The organism is Halorubrum sp. SP9 (assembly GCF_005435015.1).
In the GTDB taxonomy this organism is placed as follows: Archaea; Halobacteriota; Halobacteria; order Halobacteriales; family Haloferacaceae; genus Halorubrum; species Halorubrum sodomense.
In genome coordinates this window covers 96,035-120,686 of the sequence record NZ_SGXU01000008.1, presented here as the reverse complement: position 1 = coordinate 120,686, position 24,652 = coordinate 96,035, and the positions used below count along the sequence as shown (strand labels likewise).

21 protein-coding genes and 1 pseudogene are annotated in these 24,652 nt (G+C 65.9%); 12 read left to right on the top strand and 10 right to left on the bottom strand.

The genetic code is table 11. The features are described from left to right. Nucleotides 1-130: 130 nt before the first annotated feature. Nucleotides 131-1,261 carry an NAD-dependent epimerase/dehydratase family protein gene (locus tag EXE45_RS06975; protein ID WP_137693908.1) on the bottom strand — a complete coding sequence of 377 codons (1,131 nt, stop codon included), beginning with the start codon at nucleotides 1,259-1,261 and terminating at the stop codon, nucleotides 131-133. A gap of 88 nt (nucleotides 1,262-1,349) precedes the next feature. Between EXE45_RS06975 and EXE45_RS06970 the strand changes: the two genes are divergently transcribed. Together EXE45_RS06970 and EXE45_RS06965 are read left to right on the top strand one after the other, a co-directional pair. Further along, entirely contained in the window at nucleotides 1,350-2,360 is a 1,011-nt protein-coding gene (locus EXE45_RS06970) for a sugar phosphate nucleotidyltransferase (RefSeq protein WP_137693907.1), read from the top strand. Beyond that, complete coding sequence (locus EXE45_RS06965; RefSeq protein WP_137693906.1) at nucleotides 2,357-3,250, top strand: glycosyltransferase family 2 protein; 894 nt, start codon at nucleotides 2,357-2,359, stop codon at nucleotides 3,248-3,250. The genes EXE45_RS06970 and EXE45_RS06965 overlap by 4 nt, the downstream gene beginning before the upstream one ends. A gap of 13 nt (nucleotides 3,251-3,263) precedes the next feature. Here EXE45_RS06965 and aglG read toward each other — a convergent pair whose 3' ends face one another. Continuing rightward, entirely contained in the window at nucleotides 3,264-4,184 is a 921-nt protein-coding gene (gene aglG / locus EXE45_RS06960; protein WP_137693905.1) for a glucosyl-dolichyl phosphate glucuronosyltransferase, read from the bottom strand. A 95-nt stretch (nucleotides 4,185-4,279) separates the two neighbouring features. On the opposite strand from aglG, the gene EXE45_RS06955 reads away from it, so the two are divergent. Beyond that, nucleotides 4,280-7,426: an oligosaccharyl transferase, archaeosortase A system-associated gene (locus EXE45_RS06955; protein WP_137693904.1), complete on the top strand. Its 3,147-nt coding sequence runs from the start codon at nucleotides 4,280-4,282 to the stop codon at nucleotides 7,424-7,426. A 68-nt stretch (nucleotides 7,427-7,494) separates the two neighbouring features. After that, on the top strand, nucleotides 7,495-8,439 hold the full coding sequence (locus tag EXE45_RS06950; protein WP_137693903.1) for a DUF368 domain-containing protein: 945 nt from the start codon (nucleotides 7,495-7,497) through the stop codon (nucleotides 8,437-8,439). Between the two features lie 61 nt (nucleotides 8,440-8,500). On the opposite strand, the gene EXE45_RS06945 is transcribed toward EXE45_RS06950, so the two are convergent. Continuing rightward, a complete protein-coding gene (locus tag EXE45_RS06945) occupies nucleotides 8,501-8,794 on the bottom strand; it encodes a DUF433 domain-containing protein (protein ID WP_241988345.1) in 294 nt (97 codons plus the stop codon). A 410-nt stretch (nucleotides 8,795-9,204) separates the two neighbouring features. Here EXE45_RS06945 and EXE45_RS06940 point away from each other — a divergent pair, with 410 nt between their 5' ends. From EXE45_RS06940 to EXE45_RS06920, 5 genes and pseudogenes are all read left to right on the top strand, one after another. Continuing rightward, a complete protein-coding gene (locus EXE45_RS06940; RefSeq protein WP_137693901.1) occupies nucleotides 9,205-10,548 on the top strand; it encodes an RNA-guided endonuclease TnpB family protein in 1,344 nt (447 codons plus the stop codon). Nucleotides 10,549-10,584: 36 nt separating this feature from the next. After that, a pseudogene (locus EXE45_RS06935) lies at nucleotides 10,585-10,815 on the top strand (thioredoxin family protein); the annotation flags it as partial. 90 nt (nucleotides 10,816-10,905) lie between these two features. Continuing rightward, nucleotides 10,906-11,601, top strand: a complete 696-nt coding sequence (locus EXE45_RS06930; protein WP_092923218.1) for a hypothetical protein — start codon at nucleotides 10,906-10,908, stop codon at nucleotides 11,599-11,601. A gap of 90 nt (nucleotides 11,602-11,691) precedes the next feature. Next, nucleotides 11,692-12,108 carry a hypothetical protein gene (locus EXE45_RS06925; protein WP_137693900.1) on the top strand — a complete coding sequence of 139 codons (417 nt, stop codon included), beginning with the start codon at nucleotides 11,692-11,694 and terminating at the stop codon, nucleotides 12,106-12,108. A gap of 46 nt (nucleotides 12,109-12,154) precedes the next feature. Beyond that, the gene (locus EXE45_RS06920) at nucleotides 12,155-12,481 is read left to right on the top strand and encodes a hypothetical protein (protein WP_092921859.1); all 327 of its coding nucleotides are present in this window, start codon (nucleotides 12,155-12,157) and stop codon (nucleotides 12,479-12,481) included. A gap of 38 nt (nucleotides 12,482-12,519) precedes the next feature. On the opposite strand, the gene EXE45_RS06915 is transcribed toward EXE45_RS06920, so the two are convergent. From EXE45_RS06915 to EXE45_RS06905, 3 genes are all read right to left on the bottom strand, one after another. Beyond that, nucleotides 12,520-12,834 carry a PRC-barrel domain-containing protein gene (locus EXE45_RS06915; RefSeq protein WP_092921857.1) on the bottom strand — a complete coding sequence of 105 codons (315 nt, stop codon included), beginning with the start codon at nucleotides 12,832-12,834 and terminating at the stop codon, nucleotides 12,520-12,522. A 175-nt stretch (nucleotides 12,835-13,009) separates the two neighbouring features. Continuing rightward, the gene (locus EXE45_RS06910; protein WP_137693899.1) at nucleotides 13,010-15,307 is read right to left on the bottom strand and encodes an LUD domain-containing protein; all 2,298 of its coding nucleotides are present in this window, start codon (nucleotides 15,305-15,307) and stop codon (nucleotides 13,010-13,012) included. After that, nucleotides 15,304-15,882, bottom strand: a complete 579-nt coding sequence (locus EXE45_RS06905; RefSeq protein WP_092923215.1) for an LUD domain-containing protein — start codon at nucleotides 15,880-15,882, stop codon at nucleotides 15,304-15,306. Before EXE45_RS06905 ends, EXE45_RS06910 begins: the two co-directional genes overlap by 4 nt. 160 nt (nucleotides 15,883-16,042) lie before the next feature. Between EXE45_RS06905 and EXE45_RS06900 the strand changes: the two genes are divergently transcribed. Next, complete coding sequence (locus tag EXE45_RS06900; RefSeq protein WP_137693898.1) at nucleotides 16,043-19,150, top strand: FAD-binding and (Fe-S)-binding domain-containing protein; 3,108 nt, start codon at nucleotides 16,043-16,045, stop codon at nucleotides 19,148-19,150. Between the two features lie 70 nt (nucleotides 19,151-19,220). Here the strand turns inward: EXE45_RS06900 and EXE45_RS06895 are convergent, their stop codons facing one another. Together EXE45_RS06895 and EXE45_RS06890 are read right to left on the bottom strand one after the other, a co-directional pair. After that, nucleotides 19,221-19,430, bottom strand: a complete 210-nt coding sequence (locus tag EXE45_RS06895; protein ID WP_092921851.1) for a hypothetical protein — start codon at nucleotides 19,428-19,430, stop codon at nucleotides 19,221-19,223. A gap of 21 nt (nucleotides 19,431-19,451) precedes the next feature. Continuing rightward, the gene (locus EXE45_RS06890) at nucleotides 19,452-20,447 is read right to left on the bottom strand and encodes a DUF5787 family protein (protein WP_137693897.1); all 996 of its coding nucleotides are present in this window, start codon (nucleotides 20,445-20,447) and stop codon (nucleotides 19,452-19,454) included. Between the two features lie 310 nt (nucleotides 20,448-20,757). On the opposite strand from EXE45_RS06890, the gene EXE45_RS06885 reads away from it, so the two are divergent. Further along, nucleotides 20,758-22,092: an RNA-guided endonuclease TnpB family protein gene (locus EXE45_RS06885; protein ID WP_092921847.1), complete on the top strand. Its 1,335-nt coding sequence runs from the start codon at nucleotides 20,758-20,760 to the stop codon at nucleotides 22,090-22,092. A gap of 11 nt (nucleotides 22,093-22,103) precedes the next feature. On the opposite strand, the gene EXE45_RS06880 is transcribed toward EXE45_RS06885, so the two are convergent. Then, nucleotides 22,104-22,550, bottom strand: coding sequence for a bis(5'-nucleosyl)-tetraphosphatase (locus EXE45_RS06880; protein WP_092921845.1), 447 nt, complete (start codon nucleotides 22,548-22,550; stop codon nucleotides 22,104-22,106). Between the two features lie 173 nt (nucleotides 22,551-22,723). Between EXE45_RS06880 and EXE45_RS06875 the strand changes: the two genes are divergently transcribed. Continuing rightward, nucleotides 22,724-23,056, top strand: a complete 333-nt coding sequence (locus tag EXE45_RS06875) for an uS10/mL48 family ribosomal protein (protein WP_092921843.1) — start codon at nucleotides 22,724-22,726, stop codon at nucleotides 23,054-23,056. Between the two features lie 91 nt (nucleotides 23,057-23,147). Here EXE45_RS06875 and tgtA read toward each other — a convergent pair whose 3' ends face one another. Then, nucleotides 23,148-24,626, bottom strand: a complete 1,479-nt coding sequence (gene tgtA, locus EXE45_RS06870) for a tRNA guanosine(15) transglycosylase TgtA (protein ID WP_137693896.1) — start codon at nucleotides 24,624-24,626, stop codon at nucleotides 23,148-23,150. Nucleotides 24,627-24,652 lie beyond the last annotated feature (26 nt).

Sequence of the window (24,652 nt, the reverse complement as noted above, 5' to 3'; positions counted from 1 at the left end):
TCAAACACGCCGTCAAAGCTACTCTCTGAAATCAACAATGTGCTACACAAGAGCGTAACAATATATGTTCAACTGTACTCAAAGATTTATATTTCAATATGCTAGGGACCTATCATCTAGTAATCTCGGACTAGCTGTCCTTTATTAACCCTTTTTTTTCCAGTTCTCGCTGTGCTCGGTCAAACTGATCATCCGGATCCTGCTCGAGACCCCACTCTACAAGTTCGCGCATCCCCTCTTTGAATCCCATTTTAGGCTCCCAGTCTAACGCCTCTGTTGCAGCATCTATATCAGCGAAACAATGACGAATATCACCCTGTCGGTAATCGTTAGTGATTTCTGGCGAAAGGCCCTCTACATCGTAAAGATCGATAAGGGTGTTAGCAACTTTCTTGATAGAAACTGAATTCCCCGTGCCAATATTCAACGCAGTATCATCAGCGTCACTTTCAATCGCTGCGACGTTTGCCCGAGCAACATCACTTACGTGGATGAAATCACGGAGTTGGTCACCATCCTCAAAGACCAAAGGACTGTTTCCATTCTTAATACGACTTGAGAAAATGGCGCACACGCCTGTGTATGGATTGCTCAGGGACTGTCTACTTCCGTAGATGTTGAAATATCGTAGTGCGACCGATTCAATACCGTATGCTCGACAAACAGATCGGACAAGTTGCTCCTGATCTTTCTTTGTTATCGCATACACACTTGTACTGTCGAGTGGTTTTGACTCTGATGTGGGGATCGGTTCCAGTTCGGAACCACACTTGGAGCACATGTGCTCCCATCCACTCTCAGACATTTGATCGTCAGAACGGAAGTTCGGGTATCGCTCGGATCCGCATTCAGCACACTTGTATGCGCCTTCTCCATATATCGACATAGAGGACGCAACCACAAATTTATCGATTTGAATATCCTCATTGGCAATTACATCCAACATTACTGCGGTTCCTCTCGTGTTTATATCAACATATTTTTCGACTTGATACATAGACTGCCCCACACCAACAGCGCTAGCCTGGTGTGAGACGACATCAACTTGCTCCAATAGATCTGATACTATTTCACGATCGCGTATATCTTCCCAAACGTAGTTTACACTATCATTCAGGTAATCTGGCTTTGATTCGTGGACCTGATCTACCAGATTATCTAAGACAGTTACCTGATAGCCTTCGTCAATTAAACGGTCAACGATGTGGCTCCCAACAAACCCGGCACCGCCAGTAACAAGAACATGAGTTTGGCTGTTCATGGTGTACCGTTTACAGGCTGAGACTTGATTATTGTGACTTCCGGAGACAAAGGCCAGAACTAAATCACCTGAGATTCCTGTTCGATTTATGAAGGCAGTCATTCCACTCGCAGGTAGAGGAACCAGGCTGTACCCACAGACTCATACGAAGCCTAAAGCAATGGTCCGCATCGCGGGGAAGCCGATTCTCGGACATATTCTTACAAGCCTGTCTGAAGCGGGTATTGATGAGGCGGTGCTGGTAGTCGGTGGGCCCATGCAGACGCAGATCCGCGAATACGCCACCAGCGAGTTTGGAGACGAATTCACCTTTTCGTTCCCAGAGCAGGAGGACCCGCAAGGGCTGGGCCATGCGATTCACCAGGCTGCTCCGCTTGTTGACGGGGAACCGATTCTCATCACTCTCGGTGACATGCTGTTCGAACGTGGTCACAAATCGTTCTTGACGGCACACCGGAGCTTAGAGGGTGTCGACGCGAGTATCGGGGTCAAAACCGTCGAGGAACCGAGCCACTACGGTGTTGTAGACGTCAAAGAAGACGGAACCGTTCGCGAACTCGTTGAAAAGCCCGCTGACCCACCTTCGGACCGTGCTATCAGCGGCGTGTACGTGATTGATGACAGCGATGCGCTGTTCGATGCGCTCACGTATTTGATTCAAAACGACCTACGGGGGGCCGGTAATGAATACCAACTCACCGATGCACTCCAGCGAATGGTCGAGACGGGATCGACGCTCGGCACGTTCGATGTGGAAGACTGGTACGACTGCGGTCGCCCGGAAACGCTCTTAGAGGCGAATAAGGTGCTCCTCTCGACAATCGAGACCAATGGCCCGGAATCGCTCACGGATGCCGTAGTGGTTCCACCAGTCGATATCGGTGATAACGTTACGCTCACTCGGAGCGTGGTCGGACCCAATGTGAGTCTCGACGACGGCGTCACGATTGAGGATAGCGTTGTACAGGACTCTATCGTCGGTCGAGACGCATCACTAACCGACGTGAATCTTCAACAGAGTATAATCGGCGATGCTGCGACGGTACAGGGGGAACCGCGGAACCTCAACGTCGGTGATAACAGCGATCTGAGCCTGTGACAACCGATCCGCACATTTCAGTAGTCACCCCCTCGTTCCAGCAGATCGACTACTTATCGGACAATCTCACCTCGATCTCGTCTCAGCGATACGCCGATGTCGAGCATCTCGTTCTGGACGCCGGGTCAGATGACGGAACGGTAGATTTACTCAGAGAGTATGAATCCACCGCAGACCACAGTGTCTGGTGGCGGTCTGAATCAGATGATGGCCAGTCAGCCGCGATCAACGAAGGGTTCGACCGCGCAAGCGGGAGTATCGTCGGGTGGCTGAACTCGGACGATGTCTACTTCGATACGACGACGCTGTCACGGGTGAAACGCTGGTTCGACCGGACTGGAGCAGACGTGATCTACGGCGATTTGGCCTACGTTGATAGTCGGTCTCGAGTAACCGAAATAGATGTCCGCCCCGAATTTGACAGAGAAAAGCTCGCGTATCGTATCGTTATCGGACAGCCGGCCACGTTCTTTCGGCGTGAAGTCGTGAAGTCAGAGCAGCTCGACGTCGGGCTCAACTACTGTATGGACTACGAGTTCTGGATACGACTCTCTCGGAACTATGACATCCGCCATGTTCGCGATGTCCTTGCTGGATTTCGCCGACACGAAGCGCAAAAGACGGACGACATGTCTCCCGTCAATGCCGAAGTGAAGACGATGCTCGACCGCTATCGTGACGAACTGCCGGAGCCACAGAGGGTTCTCCTAAATAACGCTTCGACAGAGCTTCAGCGAATTGTTCAGGGCGGGCAGGAAACAGTTTCTCTCCACCGTAACGAACCGGAGTTGGCTTTCGACGGCGAACTTGCGCCCCTCTCTCAGATGCTATTTAACCTCGGACCGGGGTTTGAGGACGTCCGAAAGGCTCTCCGTCGCTGGCAGCGGTAGCAAACGTTCTAAATCAACTTGTGTCAGGAACCAGGGCGTAGAGGTACCCTACCCCGACACTAAGTGTAAACACGAGCAGCATCACGAACTTCTCCAATTTTGTCACGGAAGGCGAGATAACGAGTTCAGCAAAGCGGCCAGGAATGAAATCGGTGAGGAGCTGTCGCAAAAACTGTCGTTCCGTACTTGTCGCATCCGAGTCGATCTCTGCCATCCGGCGTTTCGAATAACCCTGCCAGAACGCCCGTTCCAATAGCCACTGTCGGTCGGTCCGATACTCGTAGATCTTGTGTTCGATGGTGGCGTCTGGTACATACACGACTCGTTCCCCGGTCTCGCGCTCTAGGCGCGCACACAGTTCCGTTTCACCGCCTTGGAGATCGTTCTCTCCTCGCTTTCCCATCTCCGTTCTGAATCCGCCGAGATCTAAGAATACCTCTCTGTCGAAGGAGAGGTTTGAACTGAACGTGTTCCGGACGTACCCCTCCGTTTCCCGAAATCCCTTGTACGTAACACCGATGAGAAAATAATACTCTTCGGGGAGATACTCCGGTTTTGTCGACAGCCAATCCGGTACCATTCGGCCGCCGACGGCGAGTGCGTCATACCGTTTGTAAGCGTCAATGATCCGTTCAGCCCAATCGGATGCCGCTACCGCATCATCGTCCAGAAATGCGACAACCTCACCGGCTGCTAGTTCGGCGCCTGTGTTCCGACTATACGAGAGGCCTCTGTTCTGGTCGTTACAGTGTATCGTCGTGTTCGGGTTTGTGCCGTAATCCGTCTGTACCCGCTCGTACACCTCTTCAGTCCCATCAACAACGATTACAAGTTCAGTGTCCTCATACGTTTGTTTGAGAATACTTTCAGCGGCCTCCTGAAACTCCGGATAGCGGTCCATTGAATACGTACAGAGGACCACCGAGATTTTCATACGCCAGGGTTGTCAGGTAACCCGCTTAGGCCTTCCGTCTGTACATGAGCTGTTTATCACAAGCCTTATGCGCGTTTTGACAGTCCCTTGCGGTAATGAGCGATTCGAACGATCCGCCGGACGAATCGGACTCGTCCCCGTCCGATCTCCTCGCGCGGTGGTACCACGTTCCCGTCCTCCTGGGGGTGTTCGCGTTCATGCTGTGGACGCGGCTGCGTTCGTACGGGAACTTCATCGTGAACGGCGAGGTGTACTTCCGCGGCAATGACCCGTGGTATCACCTCCGTGAGACGACGTACATCCTGAGGAACTATCCGAACCGAATGCCCTACGACGTCTGGACCGGCTTCCCGTTCGGAACGAACGCCGGCCAGTTCGGCACCCTCTGGGACCACATCATGGCGGTCGGGGTCTGGATCGCCCGCCCGATCATGGGGAGTACGGAAGAAGTCCTGCTCGTGATGGCGCCGATCACCGGCGCGCTCGTCGCGATTCCGACGTACTTCATCGCGCGGCGGTTCACAGACCGACTTCCCGCGCTCGCCGGTGCGGCGACCCTCGCGCTGTTCTCGGGGACCTTCCTCCGCTACTCGCTCGTCGGCTTCCCCGATCACAGCGCGGCCGAGGTGTTCTTCCAGAGTACCGCCGTCCTCGCGTTCCTCGTCGCGCTCGGCGTGGCGGAACGCGAGAAGCCGGTGTGGGAGCTCGTCGTCGACCGCGACTGGGACGCGCTCCGCCGCCCCGTCGCGTACGCCGCCGCAGCGGGCGTCGCACTCGGACTTTACATGTGGACGTGGCAGCCCGGTGCCCTGATGGTCGGCTTTACCGGCATCTTCCTCGCGATCACGCTCACGAGCGACACCTACCACGGGAGGAGTCCCGAGCCGGTCGCGTTCGCCGGCGCGATCACGATGAGCGTCGCAGGCCTGATGCAGGTGATCCCGCTCGACACCTTCCGGTTCGCCGTGAGCGAGTACTCCTTCCTTCAGATCGTCGCGCCGCTCGGCGTCGCGCTCGGCGCCGTCTTCCTCGCGTGGCTCGCCCGGCAGTGGGAGGCGCGAGACCTCGGCACGGACACCTACCCGGCGGCCGTCGGCGGGCTCATCTTCGCGTCGGTGGGCGTCGTCTGGCTCGCGCTCCCGTCGCTGTGGTCGACGATCGTCAACAGCCTGCTCAACACCGTCGCCTTCTCCGCGAGCGCCGGCGCCCGCACCATCGGCGAGGCGCAACCCCCGCTCCAGGGCGCCTCGTTCTCCAACTTCGTCCTCTCGCAGTACGGGTTCGCCTTCTTCCTCGCGCTCGCCGCGGTCCTCTACATCCTCGCACGTCCCCTCTACCGCTCCGACGACACCAACCACACCCTCTACGTTCCGGCCGCGCTCGCGGTCGTCGGCTCCGTCTACGCGGTCCCGCAAGCGTACAACGCTATCGGCGGCGTCGTCGGCGTCGACTGGCAGGTGATCGGCCTGCTCATCGCCGCCGCCTTCCTCGTCGGCGCGACGCTGCTCGTCGAGTACGACAGCCAAGAGCTGTACTTCGTCGTGTGGGCGGCGTTCATCGGTAGCGCGGCGTTCACGCAGGTCCGCTTCAACTACTACCTCGCCGTCGTCGTCGCGGTCGGAACGGCGTACTTCCTCCAGGTCGCGCTCGACGCCCTGGATCTCACCTCGCTCGACGCGGTCCGCGACGTCGAGGGCTGGCAGGTGCTGACGGTGGTCGCGGTGCTCGCCGTCCTCCTCGTCCCGCTCGTCGGCGTCGCGACCCCGGTCTGGCAGGCGGGCAACTCCAGCCAGCCGGGCAGCGTCGTCCAGTGGGACGAGAGCCTCCAGTGGATGAACGACAACACCCCGGAACCGGGCGAGCTCGAGGGCGCGGACAACCCGATGGAGCCGTACGGCACCTACGAGCGACCGGCCGACGGCGACTTCGAGTATCCGGAGGGCGCCTATGGCGTCATGTCATGGTGGGACTACGGCCACTGGATCACCACGCGCGCCGAGCGCATCCCGAACGCGAACCCGTTCCAGCAGAACGCGGGCGCGGCGGCGGACTACCTCCTCGCACCGAGCGAGGCGGAAGCGGCCGAGGTGCTCGCGAGCCAGAGCACCGAGGGCAACCGGACCCGCTACGTGATGGTCGACTGGCAGATGGCCTCGCCGAACTCCAAGTTCAACGCGCCGGTCACCTTCTACAGCGGCAACGAGACGGTGCGCGACTTCAACGAGCTGCTCTACCAGCGCGTTCAGGGACAGAACGGCCAGCAGGGCGGCCTTCGCCCCGCACTCCAGACGCGGACCCAGCGCTACCACGAGAGCCAGATGATCCGGCTCTACCAACACTACGGGAGCGCGGTCGAGCCGCGGCCGGTCGTGCTGGACTGGGAGTCGCAGACCGCGCAGACGACGTCTGGCGAGCGGGTCCAGATCAAGGTCCTCCCGAGCGAGGGGCAGGTGGTCCGTCGGTTCGATAACCTCTCCGCGGCGCGGTCGTACGTGGAGGCGGACGGATCGGCGCAGGTCGGCGGCGTGATGGGCGTTCCGTCCGAGCGGCTCGACGCGCTCGAGCACTACCGGTTAGTTCACGCCACGCGGGCTCCGGGGCGGTCGCCGTACGCGCAGCAGGCACAGATCCTCGCCCAGCGGTTCGGCGTCGACCTCCGGGCGACGTTCGGCGAGTCGCTGTTCGGGGCGTTCACCGACGACTTCGTCAAGACGTTCGAACGCGTGCCGGGCGCGACCGTCGACGGGTCGGGCGCGGCGCCCGGCCAGGAGGTCAAAGCGACCGTCGAACTCCGGAAGCCGGACGGGCAGACGTTCGAGTACACGCAGTACGCGACCGCCGACGAGAACGGGAACTTCGAGTTCACGCTCCCGTACTCGACGACGGGCTACGACGAGTTCGGGCCGGAGAACGGGTACACGAACACGAGCGTCCGCGCCACCGGGCCGTACAACATCACCACCGCACAGACGACCGGCGACGACCTGTACACCACCGAGCGGTTCGGGCAGGTCGAGGTCACCGAGGCCCAGGTCGTCGGCGTCGACGATTCGGCCGCGACGGTCGAACTCGAAGAGCGGATCGTCGACTGTCCGAGCGGCGACCCCGCGTGTCCCGTCGGCGGCGGTAGCAGCGACGGCGGCGACTCGACGAACTCGACCGACGCGGGCTCGCTGACCGGCGTCGACCCCGCCGCGACGACGGCGACGACCGCGACCGCGGCCGACGCGGCCACGGCCTAGCGCCCGCGACCGACGCGGCCACGCGTTACCCGACCCTTCATTACCGCGGCTCTGTTCCTCCAGACCAGATGGCTGACCTCCGCGAGTGGGCGACGCTGTACCTGAAGGGCGTGGCGATGGGCAGCGCCGACGCCGTGCCGGGCGTCTCCGGCGGCACCATCGCGCTGATCGTCGGGATCTACGAGCGGCTGATCGCGGCGGTCACCGCCGTCGACCCCGACCGCGCGCGCCGCGTGCTCGGCGGCGTGAGACCGGGGGGCCGCGCCGACGCGCGGGCCGCGTTCCGCGAGGTCGACGGCGTCTTCCTCCTCGTGTTGGGCACCGGAATCGGTACCGCGGTCGTGACCGTGTTGAGCGCGGTCAACCGCCTGCTCGCGACGCAGCCGGTGGCGACGTACGGCTTCTTCTTCGGGCTGATCGCGGCCAGCGCCGCGGTGCTGCTCGGCGACGTCGACTTCGCGACGCCGCGCCGGAAGGCCGCCGCGGTCGCCGGCTTCGCGCTCGCGTTCCTCGCGTCCGGCGTCGCGGCGACCGCGCTCGGCAGCCCGCTACCGGTCGTCTTCGTCGCCGGGGGGCTCGCCGTCAGCGCGATGGTGCTGCCCGGGATCTCGGGCTCGCTGCTGCTCGTCGTCCTCGGCCAGTACGAGTACATGTCCGGCGTCGTCGCGCGGTTCGTCGACGCCGCCGGCGCGCTCGCGCTCGGGAACGGCACGGACGCGCTCGTCGAGACGCTGCCGCCGGTTGCGACGTTCCTCCTCGGCGGGGTCTGCGGGCTCTTCACGATCGCGCACGCCGTCCGCTACGCGCTGTCGCGGGCGCGGGCCGCCACGCTCGCGTTCCTCGTGAGCCTCGTCGTCGGCGCGCTGCGCGCGCCGCTGGTGGAGGTGTCCGCGCGGCTGGCCGAAAGCGGCGAGTCGTGGCGCGCGGCCGCGCCGCGGTTCGCGCTGGCCGCGCTCGTCGGCGCCGGGCTCGTGGCCGTTCTGAATCGGTACTCCGCGACCATCGAATACTGACTGGAGTACAGTCACGGGAACGCAAGGATGACTTTAGAACAGTCATACCGAGGTGTCCAAGTCACGGGTCCGACAGATCCTCGGGACCGGTGACGATGTCCGGATCGTTTGCTGCGGCGTCGTGGAGATCTTGACGACGTTCCTCGACATCCCGCATCTCTTCTGGGTGATCGTGATAGTATGCCAGCGCGTGGTAGACCTCCGCGGCAGTGAGGTCGAACCGATCCGCAACCGTCTGTGCGTCGAGCCCGCGCTCTTCCACCAGCGCGTGGACGTGGCGCACGGTGATTCGTCGGTCCCGAATGTGCGGCTCGTCGTGGATCCCCGACTCGTCACCTGCGACGACGGTGTTCATCTGCCTCGACATACCGGCAGCTACCGGCGTATTTGCCTTTAGTCTTTGCCGGTATGTGGAGATTAAGGACGGGTGCGACCGCATGAGTCGGATTTTGCTGGCTCGTAACATGTTCTTCAGCAACGAGGCTACCGAGGTTTGTGGCCCTAAATATCAGTAATAATAGGACTTGTGAGTTCAGCTGTGAGTAAATCCAATAACTGTTAATATATAAACACTAAGACACTACTGGATACTCAATTTTCCAATTCATCCAATCCTGCCTCTAGCACTTCGGTGTATGCCTCCGAGAGTCCCAGATTGTTCGCTTCAGCGTAGTCTTTGATTCGGCCACCAAGCGTGTGTGAAATATCTACGTTCGGGCGCATGACAAAAAGACTTTAAGACTAAAAGTATAATAAATCATCGTCGTGAAGCGTACCAACACGTTCGCAGTACGTCCGCTTTCCGAGGACGGAGAGGGGCTGCTACGGGACCTGTTGGACGCTTCCGCCGCTCTCTGGAACGAAGTCAATTATCAGCGCCTCATGCGGTACAACGACGGAGACAGGTTCAAAGGCAGCGTGTGGGACGCCGATACAGGCCATCTCGAAGGTAAGTACAAAGGCGTTCTCGGCGCGTCCACCGCTCAGCAGGTAATCCGCAAAAACAGCGAGGCGTGGCGCGGGTTTTTCCGACTCAAAGAACAATACCATGATGCTTCCAACACCTCCGTCACGGACCACCCCGAACCACCGGGATTCCGTGGCAACGAGGATGACGGTCGTCAGCTCAAGACCGTCATTCGCAACACGTCGTACACCGTCGAATGGGGCGACCGCTCGCGACTCGAAATACTGATTGGGAGCGAGCTGAAAGACAAATACGACCATACTGGGCGTCTCCGGCTCGAAATTGCCGGCGAGCCGAATTGGCCCGACTACGAGAAACAGGGTCGGTTGGACCTGTGGTACGACGAGACCGACAACACCTTCCGAGCTTCGCAGCCCGTGACTGTTTCCGACGAAACGCGGGTGACTCCACTGGCTGATGAAATGGCCGCTCTGGATATCGGTGCGAACAATCTCGTTGCCTGTACCACGACGACCGGCGAGCAGTATCTGTACGAGGGTCGCGACCTGTTCGCTCGCTTCCGGGAGACGACGCAAGAAATTGCCCGGTTACAGGCCAAACTCGAAGCGGGCCGACACAGCAGCGAGCGCATCCGACGGCTGTATCGCAAGCGCACTCGGCGCCGCGATCACGTCCAAGAAGCGTTGTGTCGCGACGTGATCGAACGGCTGTACGCCGAGGGTGTCGACACGTTGTATATCGGTGACTTGACCGGCGTGCTAGAGACGCACTGGTCTGTTGAGGCAAACGCCAAGACGCACAATTTCTGGGCGTTCAGGAAATTCGTGGACCGACTGGCCTGTACCGCCGAAGAGTACGGGATCTCGGTTGAGGTTCGGTCGGAAGCGTGGACAAGTCAGGAGTGTCCGCAGTGCGGATCGACGGATCGAACCACGCGGCATCAGGAGACGCTGACGTGTGCGTGTGGGTTCGAGGGACACGCGGACCTCGCGGCGTCGAAAACATTTCTTGAGCGGCAGATGGAGCAAGAAGTCAGGCCGATGGCACGGCCCGTGCGATTCGAGTGGGACGACCACGAGTGGTCGGGGACACCACACCCTCACGACAGTCCCAAAGAAGCGCGCACAGACCGGAGTACCGTCGACAGTGACGGAAAAATTGCCTCCGGGGAGACGGCATAGCCAATATCCCACGGGAGGAATCCCACGGCTTCAGTCGTGGGAAGATGTCAAGACGCAGTGTGTACCCCCGACTCGTTCCTCTTCGGCCGCGAGGCCGGGACGTGGCGACTCCAGTATCACGGCCGGCTCGACGACGCGCTCAACCCAGACGACGAGCCGACGGAGTTCTACATTCGCGACGCGGTCGACGCCGTCCTCGCGGGCGAGGACGTCGAAATTCCGGACCGGCCCTCCCGGGGCTGTTCGATCAAATGGCCGGAGGCCTGAGTCGCCCCCGCTGCGATCACCGGTAACACCGGATCGGCGTTCCGCCGGAGACGACTTAACAAGCGTCCGGGCCGAACGGGTAGTATGGGAATGAAAGGCGGCGAGCCAGACCTCCACGAGATCGATCGCTACGACGGCGGCGTCGGCTGGATCGCGTACCCCGACGAGACGATGGAGCGCGCGAGCCACGCGTTCGCGGTCCACAACGACGAGACGGGCGCGGACGACGTGTGGGTGGTCGACCCGGTCGACGCGCCCGGGGTCGACGAGCTCCTCGACGAGCTCGGCGACGTGGCCGGCGTCGTGGTCGGGCTTGACCGCCACGTGCGCGACAGCGGCGAACTCGCCGCGCGCCACGACGCTCCCGTGTACGCCCCCGAGCGGATGACGGGCGTCGCAGAGGAGCTCGGTCCGGACGTCGAAATCGAGCGGTTCGGCTCGCGGCTCGCGGACACCGGCTTCGAGGCGATCCGGATCCGCGACTCCTCGCTGCCGCCGTGGCAGGAGGTCGGGCTCTTCGACGGGGAGACGCTGATCGTCCCCGAGTCGCTCGGCACGGGGTCGTACTTCCGCGGCGACCGCGAGCGGCTCGGCGTCCACCCGATGCTCCGGCTCACGCCGCCGACGGCCCCCCTCTCCGGGCTCGACCCCGAACGCGTCCTCGTGGGCCACGGCGTCGGCGTCCACGAGCGCGCGGCCGTCGCGCTCGAGGACGCGCTCTCCGGCTCGCGGTCGAAGGCGCCCGGCCTGTACGCGAAGACCCTCAAGTCGGCGCTGCCGTTCTGAGCGCGGAGAGCGGCCGGAGAGCGGCGCCGGACGCGTCGACCGCATCGTGCGTGACCTTTTGCCAGTGCGTCCCGTACCGACGGCCGACCAGTGATCTACGTCACCCGCGACCTGTTGACGGTGCTCCGCGAGCGCGCGGCGAGCGAGGACCCCGACGAGGTGAACGTCCGGCTCTCGTCGACGCCGGCCGGCGAGTTCGAGATGGACCTCGGGCTCGACCCGGCGACGCCGGTGGTGACCCACTTCACGCTCCCGTCCGTGGGCGGCTCGGTCAGCTCCGTGTTCGGCGTCGACCTCGGCACGCCGGCGGGCGAGGGCGGCGCGCGATTCGTCTCGCATCCGGACGGCTTCCTCGGGATTTCCCGCACCGACGACCTCGCGGGCGTGGTGATCGTCGCGGTGCCGCCGTACGACGCCGACTCGGTCGCCGCCTTCGACCGGTCCGGGGACGGGGTCGAGCTCGCCGTCGTCGACGCGGCCCCGCCGACGGAGTCCGTGCCCGAGTGAGCCGAGAGCAGGGGTTTCAAGCCGTCGGAGGAAATATCCGGTCGCAATGGCAGCACGGCCACCCGGCGGCGGTGATACCGCCGAGCCCGAGGCGATCGAATTCGGCATCGCGGCGCTCGACGCCCGGCTCGACGAGGCGGACGTGTCGTTTCCCGCGACGGCCGCGGAGATACGCGACGCGCTCGGTGACCCGGAGATCCCCTACGACGCGCAGGGGCGCTCGCTCGCGCTCTCGGACGCTCTCGACCGCGTGCCGCAGCGGGAGTTCGAAAACGAGACGGCGTTTCTCAACGCCCTCTATCCGGTGTTCGACGAGGCGCGCCGCGAGGAACGGGGCGTGATCGCGAGCCTCCGGGACGCGTTACCCTTCTGAGCCGGTACCGCGTCGCGGCGTCGGCGGGCGGAACCCCGCTATCGCGACTCGGAGCGGGCCTCGATCTCGTTCGCCTCCTCGTCGGATTCGCCGGCGTCGTACCGCTCGATGACGTCGTTGATCAGGACCACGTCCCCGACGGCGCGGACCCAGCGGTACGGGACGACGACGCCGGTCGAGCCGCCCACCTGTCCGGCGAACAGCTCGCGGTTGAGTTCGGCCAGCGCGAGTCCGGTCACGGCGCGGGCGTCCAGATCGAGCTGGATGTCTTCGACTTCGCCGACGAAGACGCCGTTGCTCGAGTACACCTCGCGACCGACGAGCGACGTGATCTCTTCGGGGGCTGCGTTCATACACGATACGGTCACGAGCGCGCCTATTAAGCGTTCGTTGTCGAACGACGCGCGTCGGACGCCGACGGGGGTCAGCGCGGCGGACGCCGGCGGGGGGTCAACGCGGCGAGGGTCAGCGCGGCGGACGCCGGCGGACCCCGCGACCGACGCCCCCTCCCGCGCGCCGCGGGCCGCGCTATTCCCGCGGCGCGACGACTTCGATCGGGTGCATCGGGGACGCGTCCAGCAGGGCGTCGAGCTGCTCGGTACAGGACGTGCCGGGCGCGACGACGGTGCGGTCGGTGTCGCCGAACTGCTCGCGGAGCGGCTCGCCGACGTCCACGCTCAGCTCGTAGTAGTCGGTCTTGTAGCCGAACGAGCCCGCCATCCCGCAACACTCGGTGTCGGAGACGCGAACGTCGTAGCCGAGCCGCTCGAAGACCGCGGTCGCGTACTCGCCGACCTCGACCGTGCGGGCCTGGCAGTGCGGGTGATACGCGATCCGCTTTCCCGACGCGACCGGTCCGGTTCCCTCGCTCGGCGCGCGCAGCGCCGCCGGGTCGCCGCCGCTTTCCAGCAGACCGAACACGTACTCCATCGCGTCGTAGCTCGCGTCGGCGAGCCGCTCGTGAGATCCGTCCGGGAGGAACCGCTCGTACTCGCGCCGGAACGTCGCGAGGTCGCTCGGTTCGATCGCGACCACGTCGCGGCCGGCGTCGACGTGTGGCGCCAGTCCCGCGTAGAGGTCCTCGGCCGCCGATTCGGCGGTCGCGATCATCCCCTGCGAGAGGGGCGGGCGCCCGCTACCGGGGAGGTCCGGAACCCGAACGTGAACGCCGAGCGCCTCCAGGGCGCGCACGGTCGCCTTCCCGCGCTCGACGTCGACGTAGTTCGTGGCGGTGTCGGGGTAGACGACCGCCTCGCGCGTCGCCTCGTCGGCCGGGACCGCGGGCCCGCCTCGGGCGTCGAACCACTCGACGAACGACTCGCGGGCGAACTCGGGGAGGTCGCGGCGGCGGTCGATCCCGGCCACCCGCTCGGCCAGCGCGCGCACCGGCCCGGCGTTCGCGAGGCGGTTGGCGACCGGCGCGGTCCTGTGCCCCCACTTCGCGAGCGTCGCGTAGTTGCCCACGAGCCGCGTGCCGAGGTCGAGGCCGCCGGGCTCCTCGTCGGGGACCAACTCCTCGAACGCCCAGTCGAGCTGGCTCGGGTCGGCCTCGCCGCGGTTGATCCGGTCGCGGACCGCGGTGTTGATCCACGGGATGTCGATGCCGACCGGGCAGGCCGGCACGCAGCGCGAGCAGCCGGTACAGAGGTCGTTGAACTCGGCGGCCGTGTCGAGTCCCTCGATCCCCGCCTCCCAGCCCGTGGCGATGCCGCCGGAGTACGTCTCGCCGCCGAACGCGTGGCCGCCGACGCTCTGGAAGTTCCCGCAGGCGTTCGAGCAGGCCGAACACCGGATGCAGTACAGCGTCTCCCGCAGCGTCTCGTCGTCGCGCATCGCCATGCGCCCGTTGTCGATAAGCACGAGGTGGAAGTCGCGGTCGGCGCCGGGGCCGTCGGGGTCGACGGCGAGGGGCGTCTCGTCGGCCGCGAAGTCCGGCACCGGCGAGTCGACCGGGGGCGTGAGCGTCGAGATGTACGAGGTCACGTCCTGTCCCGTCCCCGAGCGACCGATCAGCTCGACGAACGGGGAGAACTCCTCGACCGTCGGGACGAGCTTCTCGACGCCCGCGACCGCGACGTGGGTGTCGGTCGCGGTCACCGTCTTGCGGGCGTTCCCCTCGCTGGTGACCAGTAACATCGTCCCCGAATCGGCCGCGACGAAGTTCGCGCCGGTCATCCCGAGGTCGGCGCCCTCGATCAGCTCGCCGAGCCGCTCGCGGGCGAACATGGTGAGCTCCTCGGCGGTCTCTGGCGGGTCCTCCGGGTCGAACCGCTCCGCGAACAGCTCCGCGATCCCCTCACGCGACTTGTGGATCGCCGGCGCGACGATGTGGGAGGGCTCCTCGTCGGCCAGCTGGAGCACCCACTCGCCGAGGTCGGTCTCGACGACCTCGACGCCGTCCGCTTCGAGCGCGTCGTTCACCTCGATCTCCTCGGAGGTCATCGACTTCGATTTCACCGCGCGCTCGGCGCCGCGCTCGGCCGCGACCTCGCGGACGTACCGGTTCGCGTCGGCCGCGTCGTCCGCGAGGTAGACGGTCCCGCCGTTCGCCTCGACCGCCTCCGTCACCTCGTCGATGAGCTCCGGGAGCCGCTCGATCGCGTCCTCCTTGATGGCGCGCGCCTCGGCTTTCAGCGCCTCGTAGCCGTCGAGGCGCCCCGTCGACTCGTAGCGCCCCTCGTTGAAGCCGCGGGTGTTCTCTGCGACCGCGTCGCCCTCGGTCGCCAGCAGCTCGCGGATCCGCTCGGCCTTCGTCTCGCGGTCGGGATTGCCCGCCGGTTCGGTCGCCGCCGCCTCCTCGGCGCCGGTCTCGGCGTCGCTACTCATTGGCCGTCCTCCGCGTCGACAGCGGCGTCCGAGCCGTCCGCCGCGTCCTCGTCCCGCAACAGCACCACGTGGACCTCCTTCGGCCCGTGCGCGCCGTGGACGAGTCCGCCCATGTCCGCGGTCGCGCTCGGGCCGGTCGCGAACACCACGTCGACCGACTCGTCTCGCGCCCGCGGGCCGAGCCAGTCGAAGGCGTCGGGCATGTCCGGGACGAGGTCGGCCTCGCGGAGCACGACGACGTGGCGGTCGACGAAGAGGCCCACCGGCTCCGTCCCGTCCGGGTCCGCCTCCAGCGCGACGCTCCCGTACGCGGCGACGCCGAGCGAGGCCGCGGTGACGCCGGTGTGGGCCCCGCGTAAGTCGGCCGTCGTGGGGTCGGTCTCGATCCGGTCCGGAAGGCCGGCCGGCGAGTCCGCGAACGCGTCCGGGCCGGAACGGTTCAGCGGTACCCCGACCGCCGGCTCGCCCGCGGCCGCGTCGATCATGGCCGCGCACTCCGACGGCGGTCCCGCGGAGACCGAGACGCCGAGGTCGTCGAGTCGACGGGTGAACGTCGACGCGTCTGCGAGCGTCATGATCGTTCCTTCGACGGCCGGCATATGGGTGTTGGGGCCGTTCTCGGCGCGCAGAACCGTGGCGGTGTGACGGTTCCGGTTCGGCCCCGCTCGGGCGATCGGATTCCCGCGAGGGGCGAGCGGCAGGAGCTTTTTCATCGCTCGACCGCGAGGGAGTCGCATGGCGACCAACACCCCGAGCCCGGACCCGACGGACGGCGGGGACTTCGACTACACCGGCGGCGAGGTGGAGCGACCGGACCTCGTCGACGCGCTCGACCGCCGCGTCGACGGGGACGTGCGGTTCGACGACTACTCGAAGCGGCTGTACGCGACCGACGCCTCCGCGTACGAGGTGACGCCGATCGGCGTCGTGATCCCGGAGTCGGCCGCGGACGTCGCGGCCGTCCACGAGTACTGCTTCGCCGAGGGGATCCCCGTCCTGCCGCGAGGCGGCGGGACCTCGCTCGCGGGACAGACCGTCAACGAGGCGGTCGTCCTGGATCTGACCGGCGAGATGGACGAGGTGGTGTCGGCCGATCCCGGCACGAAGACGGCCCGCGTCCAGGCCGGCGCGTACGTGGGCGACCTCAACGCCGCAGTCGAGGGCGACGGGCTGAAGTTCGCGCCCGACCCGGCGTGGCGCGACAAGTCCGCGGTCGGCGGCGCGATCGGGAACAACTCCACCGGCTCGCACTCGCTGAAGTACGGGAAGACCGACCACTACGTCGAGGAACTGGAGGTCGTCCTCGCGGACGGCACCGTGGCGACGTTCGGCGAGGTCGCGGTCGAGGATCTGCGTGAGTCGGCGGACCCCGACGCCGACGACCTGCTGCCCCGAATCCACGCCGAGGTCGTCCGAATCCTCGACGAGGAGGCCGACCGGATCGACGAGCGGTTCCCGGAACTGAAGCGGAACGTCTCCGGCTACAACCTCGACCGCCTGCTCGCCGAACATCGCGGCGAGCACGGCGAGGAAGGCGTCGTCAACCTCGCCCGCCTCATGGCCGGCAGCGAGGGGACGCTCGCGACCGTCACCGAGGCGACCGTCTCGCTCGTCGAGATCCCCGAGACGAAGGCGGTCGCGCTGCTCACCTACGACGACCTGCTCGACGCGATGGAGGACGTGGCGGCGTGCCTCGAGCACGACCCCGCCGCCGTCGAGGTGATGGACGACGTGCTGCTGGGCCTGGCGGCCGACACGCCGGAGTTCGAAGACATCGTCGGGACGCTCCCCGACGGCACCGACTCCGTCCTCCTCGTCGAGTTCTACGCCGACAGCGACGCCGAGGGGAAACGGAAGGTCGCGGACCTGATCGCGGATCGAGTCGGCGCTGTCGACGAGGAGGCGGACGGGGAGGCGGGCGCCCTCGACGGGGAGGCGGGCGCCGTTGACACCGCGGTCGACCCGAGCGCGGGCGCCGCGGAGACGACGAGCCACCCCCGTCGGGCGGTCCACGCGATGGAGGCGCACGACCCCGAGAAGCGCGACCGGTTCTGGAAGATGCGCAAGGCGGGCCTGCCGATCCTCCTCTCGCGGACCACCGACGAGAAGCACATCTCCTTCATCGAGGACTGCGCCATCCCGCCGGAACACCTCCCCGAGTACACCCGCGAGTTCCAGGAGATCCTCGACGACAACGACACCTTCGCCACCTTCTACGCGCACGCCGGACCAGGCGTCCTCCACGTCCGCCCGCTGATCAACACGAAGGACGTCGACGACGTCGAGGCGATGCTCGACATCGCGGACCGCGTCACCGACGCGGTGGTCCGGCTCGGCGGGTCGGTCTCGGGCGAACACGGCGACGGCCGCGCGCGCACCCAGTGGAACCGCAAGCTGTACGGCGACGACCTCTGGGAGGCGTTCCGCGAGTTGAAGACCGCGTTCGACCCAGACTGGCTGCTCAACCCCGGCAACGTCTGCGGGGAGTTCGACATGCGCGAGAACCTCCGGTTCGACGCCGACTACGAGCACGACGCCGGCTTCGATCCGGCGATGGAGTGGGCCGTCGACAACGGAATGCAGGGGATGGTCGAACTCTGCCATGGCTGCGGCGGCTGTCGAGGACCCCAAGAGACGACCGGGGGCGTGATGTGTCCGACCTACCGCGCCGCCGACGAGGAGATCCAGTCGACGCGCGGCCGGGCGAACGCCCTCCGCGGCGCCATGAGCGGCGAACTCCCCGCCGATCCGACCGACGACGAGTTCGTCACCGAGGTGATGGACCTCTGTGTCGGCTGCAAGGGCTGTAAGGTCGACTGCCCGAGCGGCGTCGACATGGCGAAGCTGAAGGCGGAGGTCGAACACGCCCACCACGAGGAACACGGTGTCGACCTCCGGACGCGGCTGCTCGGCCGCTTCGAGTCGCTCGCGCCGCTCGCGTCGCGGTTCGCGCCGCTCTCGAACCTCCCGAACAAACTCCCCGGGAGCGGGCTCATCGCGGAGAAGGCGCTCGGTATCGCGAGGGAGCGAGACCTCCCCGCCTTCCGCTCGGAGACGCTCGTCGACTGGTTCGAGGCGCGCGGTGGCGCGGGCGTCCCGCGCGAGGAGGCCGACCGCGACGTCCTCCTGTTCCCCGACGTGTACACCACCTACACCAACCCCGGCGCGGGGAAGGCCGCCGTGCGCGTGCTGGAGGCCGCGAACTGCCACGTGGAAATTCCGGACGTGGACGGCAGCGGGCGCCCACCGCACTCGAAGGGGATGCTCGACGTCTCACGCGCGACCGCCGAGTCCGCCGTCGAGACGCTCGCGCCGGACGTCCGCGACGGCTGGGACGTGGTGGTCGTCGAGCCCTCTGACGCCGTCATGCTTCAGTCGGACTACCACGACCTGCTCGACGGCGGCGCCAGCGACGTGCCCGACGCCGACGTGGCCGCCGTCTCCGAGAGCGCCTACGGCGTCATGGAGTACGTCGACGCCCGTCGACTCGACGAGGATATCGACCTCGACGCGCCCACGGAGTCGCTCACCTACCACGGCCACTGCCACCAGAAGGCGACGAAGAAGGACCACCACGCCGTCGGTGTCCTTCGGCGCGCCGGCTACGGCGTCGACCCGCTCGACTCCTCGTGTTGCGGGATGGCCGGCTCGTTCGGATACGAGGCCGAACACTACTCGATGAGCAAGGCCATCGGGGAGACCCTGTTCGAGCAGGTCCTGGCCAGCGACGGCGACGAACTCGTCGCGCCCGGCACCTCCTGCCGGACGCAGCTGGAGGAGGGGCCGGGCGAGGTGCCGGAGCCGACGCACCCGATCGAGAAGCTGGCGGCCGCGCTGGCGTAGGGGGCGACCGCGCTGGCGTTGGGGGTGGTTACGGGGCGGCCGCGGACGGCTCGGTCGACGCCGCCGAGCCTCACTCCGCGTTCGACCGAACGTTCGCTCCGACGAGGGCGATCAGGTACGAGAAGGCCGGGAACGTCACCGCGACCACGGCGAGGAACGCCGGTTCGAGCCCGGCGGGGTCGTCGGAGAGCCAGCCGGTGTACTGGAGGACGGCCAGCGTGAGGACCACGAACGCCGTGTTGATCGCGTACTCGGAGAGCGGGGGGGTGGGGAACCGCATACGACCGGCTGGTACCGCCGCTCACTCAACGGTTTCGACCCGATCGCGTTCGCGGTCCCGCCGCCGGGCCAACACGCGTGTGAACCCCTTCCCGGGGCCGCCCTCGATCGGCCACCCGTTCGTCCGCCACCCCGGCGGCTCCGGTGAGAACTCCGGACAGGATCCCGAACACTCCCGGGCGGTCGGGAGCGTCCCCTTCGCCGCGCAGTGCGGGACGAGCGCGCCCCCCTCGCGCCGGAGTTCGAAATGCCGGCAGTCGGGGCGCATCGTGTCGTGGTACGAGCGCCACCCCTTCCCGTAGGCGCGCTCGGCGATCTCCAGCCGCAGCGTCTCGGTCTCGGGACTCCGGGCCTCGCCTTCCGCGGGCGCCAGGTCGCTCGGATGCCACGCCACGTCGGCCGCGTCGGCGTCGACGCCCGCGGAGAAGTCGGTCGCGAGGATCCCGGCCTCGACCGGCAGCTCGCGGAGGAGGGCGGGTTCGACGCGCTCACCGGTCGTCTCGGTCGCCAGCCACGCCTCGTCGGCGAGCGCGGTCTCGACGTCGTGGGCGAGCTGGTCGACGAGCCTGTCGGCCGCCGAGCGGTCCAGGTCCGGCTTGTTCTCGACCGCGACGATCCGCTCGACCCAGTCCGGGTACGGTCGCTTCCGGCGGATCTGGATCCGATTCCCGTCGCGGCGCTTCGCTATCAGGTCCCGGCCCGCGGCGCGGTGGACCGCCTGCCGGACGTAGCGCCACGGGTAGCCGGGGTGCGGCAGCGCGTCGCGATAGAACGCCCACTCGGCGGGCGCCCCCCGGACGACGTGGAGGAGGTCGGAGCCGATGGCCCGGTCGCCGAACGCGCGCCGCCGTTCGAACGCGGCCGGGTCGACTTCGATAACGACGGTGTCCCACCGTCGGTCTTGGGTGCCGAGCTGGCGGGCGACCAGCGCGGGACGGGGGCCCTCGCTCGGGTGCCACGCCAGCTCGGCGTACCGGCAGACCAAGAGCTCGTAGCCGAACTCGGCGTCGGGCGTCACTGGTCGCCCCGTCGAGCGGGGCGGACAAAAACGAATCGCTCGGGGCGCGGGCGTCGATCGGTCGCGGTGCGCCCCCGCGTCCCGATCAGCGTAATTCAAGCTGGAGCCCCCGACCTCGAGTCGTGCGGGACCGTAGGTCCCGCTGACCATCCGAACGGGCCTGCGGCCCGTGAGGAGAGAGCGACCGAAGGGAGCGAGTAGGTCGGGGAGGAAACCGACATGATACCGTCATTACCACGTTCTACACGTGGCTAACTCTCCTCCAAAAACAGTACTATAATAAATACTTAGCGTAACATCTGAATTACGGATGGAGGTACGTCGCACGGTCCCCGTCAAACTCGACGTGGCCGACGGCGACGCCGCCCTCCTCCACGAAACCATCTCCGAGTTCCTGTGGGCCGCCAACTACGTCGTTGACCACGCCTGGCGAGGTGAGTACAAGACGACGAGCAAAGCCCAACTCCAGCGTGAAACCTACGACGACGTGCGGGCCGAAACGAGGCTCCAAGCGAATCTCGTCCAGAACGCTCGCAACAAGGCCGCCGACGCCGTCCAGAGCGTTGTCGCACGCTGGAAACAGGGTGACTACGCGGGAAAGCCGCGCTTCTCCGCCCCGACGCTCGTCTACGACATGCGATGTGCGACGTTCAACGACGACCACGCGACGCTTTCGACCGTCGAGGGACGTATCACCGCCAGATATGTTCTCCCCGACGAGGATCGCGAGACGCCTCATTCGGAGTATCTGTTCAACGACGACTACGACGTGACGGGCGCAGAACTACACTACCGCGACGGCGAGTTCTACCTTCACGTCCGCACAAAGGCGGACGCGGAGTTCGAGACTGCCGACGACGGCAACGACGGGCACAACACAGTCCTCGGCGTTGACCTCGGCATCGAAAACGTCGCCGTCACCTCCACGGGCACGTTCTGGAACGGGGCAGAGCTGAACCATTGGCGCCGCGAGTTCGAGAAGCGACGCGGGTCGCTTCAACAGCTCGGGACGCGGGCCGCTCACGAGACCATCCAGTCAGTTGGACGCACCGAGACCGGACGCTACGACCACTTCTTACACACTGTCTCGAAAGAACTCGTCGCGGAAGCCCTCGAATACGACTGTGACGTGATCGCGTTCGAGAACCTGACCGGAATTCGTGAGCGGATGGCGAACGCCAAGAAGTTCCACGCGTGGGCGTTCCGACGCCTGTTCGAGTACGTCGAGTATAAAGCCGAGGTGGTCGGCATCTCGGTTGAACAGGTGAGTCCTGCGTACACGAGCCAGCGATGTTCCAAGTGCGGGACGACACTCCGAGAGAACCGCGAGACACAAGCGCGGTTCTGCTGCCAGAAGTGCGGTTACGAAGTGAACGCCGACTACAACGCGGCGAAGAATATCGGTCTGAAGCATCTCCGCTCGGCGCAAACGTCGTCGGGCGGAGGCGCACCCGTAAACGTGCGCTTGAATCGCGGGACGTTGAACGTGAACGGCGATTACGAGCCTGCCAGCGATGGCCAGAACGGGAGTCCACGCGAAAGGCCTACCCTCAACGAAGTCGTTCGAGAGACGCGCCGCGTCTCTCGTGATGACGAGACGGCGGACCCGTCTCGAACCACGAACGGCAGCGCCGTGAGCGAGTAGGGTAGGGTAGTTTACACGTACTTCCCCTCCTCCTCGTCTTTCCGCTCGTCGAGGTAGTCGTGGGCCTCCTCTAAGATGTCTCGCGGCCCGTCCTGGGTGATCGTGTTGAGCGCCTGGTCGTAGTCGCGCCACTGGAGGTCGCGGTGTTCCTTCGAGAGCTCGGCGCTCGCCTCGAACGAGCGGGCGATGAACAGGTGGACCGTCTTGTGGATGGTCTTCCCGTTCGCCTCGAACACGTAGTCGTACTCCCTGCGGAACCCGTCGATCAGCCGGAAATCCTCGATCCCGGCCTCCTCGCCGACTTCTCGTATCGCCGTCTGCTGGAGCTCCTCGTCCCCCTCGACCCCGCCTTTGGGGAACTCCCAGTCCCCCGGTCGGCTCTTCAGGAGCAAGTACTCCCGTTCGCCGCGGGTATCGCGGAAGAGGATGGCTCCGGCACTGGTCGCTTCGACCGTCATTGGCCGCAGGTAAGCGATCACCCCTAAAGAGCGTGTCGGACTTCCGAACAGAGACGAGCGACTCGGCTGCGTCGACCGGTCTCCGAGGGGGATTCGGGGAGCGGGCGGCCGCCCCGACGACGGGTAGATGCGTTTTTACCGCTCGGGCAGTCATTGGCGCACGACCCCCAGCCATGACCTTCGTCACGAAACTCGACTTCGCGTCCGGCGACCGCGACGTGCTCGCCGAAACCGTTCAGGAACTCAAGGAGACCCTCGAACGCAAGGGCGCCGAGTGTAAGGGCCCCCACGCGAGCCCCTCGGAGAACGTCACCGTCCCGCTGTACAAGAACCTCGCGCCCGGCGACGAGTTCTCGCCGTGGCGCTACGACGTGTACCGACGTTCGATGGAGATCCACGGCGCCGACGACATCGCGCGCGACGTCGTCGGGCGCGACTTCCCCGACTCGATCCACGTCGAGGTCGAGGTCGACCAGAAGAAGCCGCTCGGGCACCGACGCGACTGACGCGGTCTCCCCCGAAGCGAGGTCGACCGGGTCACGACTACGGTTTTTCGCGGCACGCGACGCACCGTCCGACCGGGGAGCGGCGTCTCCGTCAGCCGAGCGTCCGAAGGTTCTCCGTCTCGACGCGGTCCGGGATCCGGTCGAGCGCGCGCTCGCACCACGCGTCGTGACCGAGCGTAAGCGCCGTCTCGGGGTTGGCCGCCGCCAGCGCGCCGACGCCCGCCGCGGCCGCGACCTGGGCCGCGTCGTCGGTCCGCTCGGGTACCTCGGCGGTGAGCGGGTACGTCTCCGAGAGGGCGGGCGGGTACGGGCCGAACGGCGGTTTCACGCGCCACACCGCGTCGTAGTCGTGGTCCGATGGCGCCTTCGACTCGGTGAGGAGGAGGCGCTCGGGCGCCGCCAACCGGGCGAGTCGGTCCCGGTGTCGCGCCACTTCGGGCCGACGGGCCGCCTCGTGTGAGGTGTAGAAGAACGCGTCCTTCGACCCGGGGTCGGTGCGCTCCAGTTCGTCGGCGTGGTCGAGCAGCGCGCGGTAGCCGTCGAGCATCGCCGGGTGGCCGCGGGCGCGGCGGTCGACCAGTTCGAGCAGGGTTCCGGACCGGATCGCCTGCTTCACGCGGCGCAGCTCCTCGAAGGTGACGTGGAGGTTGTGCTCCGCGAGCAGCCGCTCCGTCTCGCCGTCGTCGAACCCGCGGAGGTCGGCCGGCGTGTGATCCGTACACACCGGACACGAGCAGGGGAGGTAGTCCAGGGCTTCGAGGTGCTCCGTCCCCGAGACGGTGAGGTAGCGGCCGTCGCGCGCCATCAGCGCGTAGGCGGCCGAGTCGAACAGGTCGCAGCCCGCCGCCACCGCGAGCGCGAGCATCATCGGGTGGCCGGCGCCGAACAGATGGACCGGAACTCCCGGGCCGAGCCCGCGCTTGGCCGCGCGCACGGCCTCGACCACCTCGGCGTAGCGGTAGGAGTTCAGGAGGGGGACCATCGCGCCGACGGGGAACACGTCGAGGTCGGTCGCGGCCGCGTGCCGCCCCGCCTCCTCGCGGAGGTCGGCGTACGTCGCACCCTGAACGGGCGCGTTGACGAGCATCTCGCCGGTCTCCGCGGACTCCGCGTCCGCGAGCGCCTGCTTCGTCGTCGCCAGCTCCCGCTCCGCTCGCTCGCGGTCGGCGTCGGGCGGCGTGGGCACGTCGACGGGCGTCGCGACGTCGCTGCCGATCTTCCGCTGGAACTCGATGATCTCCGCGGTCGTCACGTCGATGTCGCCGTACTCGGCCAGCTGGAATGAGCCGGAGTCGGTCATGATCGCGCCGTCGAAGCCGAGGAACTCGTGGAGCCCCCGATCGAGCACCCGGTCGCGGATGCGGTCCGTGCTGCGGATGATGTAGGAGTTGGTAATAAGCATCTCCGCGCCGAACTCCCCGCGGAGCCGCTCGGGCTCTACCGTGAGCACGTTGGGGTTGACCACGGGCAGGAGCGCCGGCGTCTCGACCGTGACGTCGGCGCGCGGGACCTCCAGCCGGCCGATCCGCCCGGCCGCGTCGTGGTCCCGGATCTCGAAGTGATCGCGCATACCCCGACTGCGCGGACGCGAGCGGT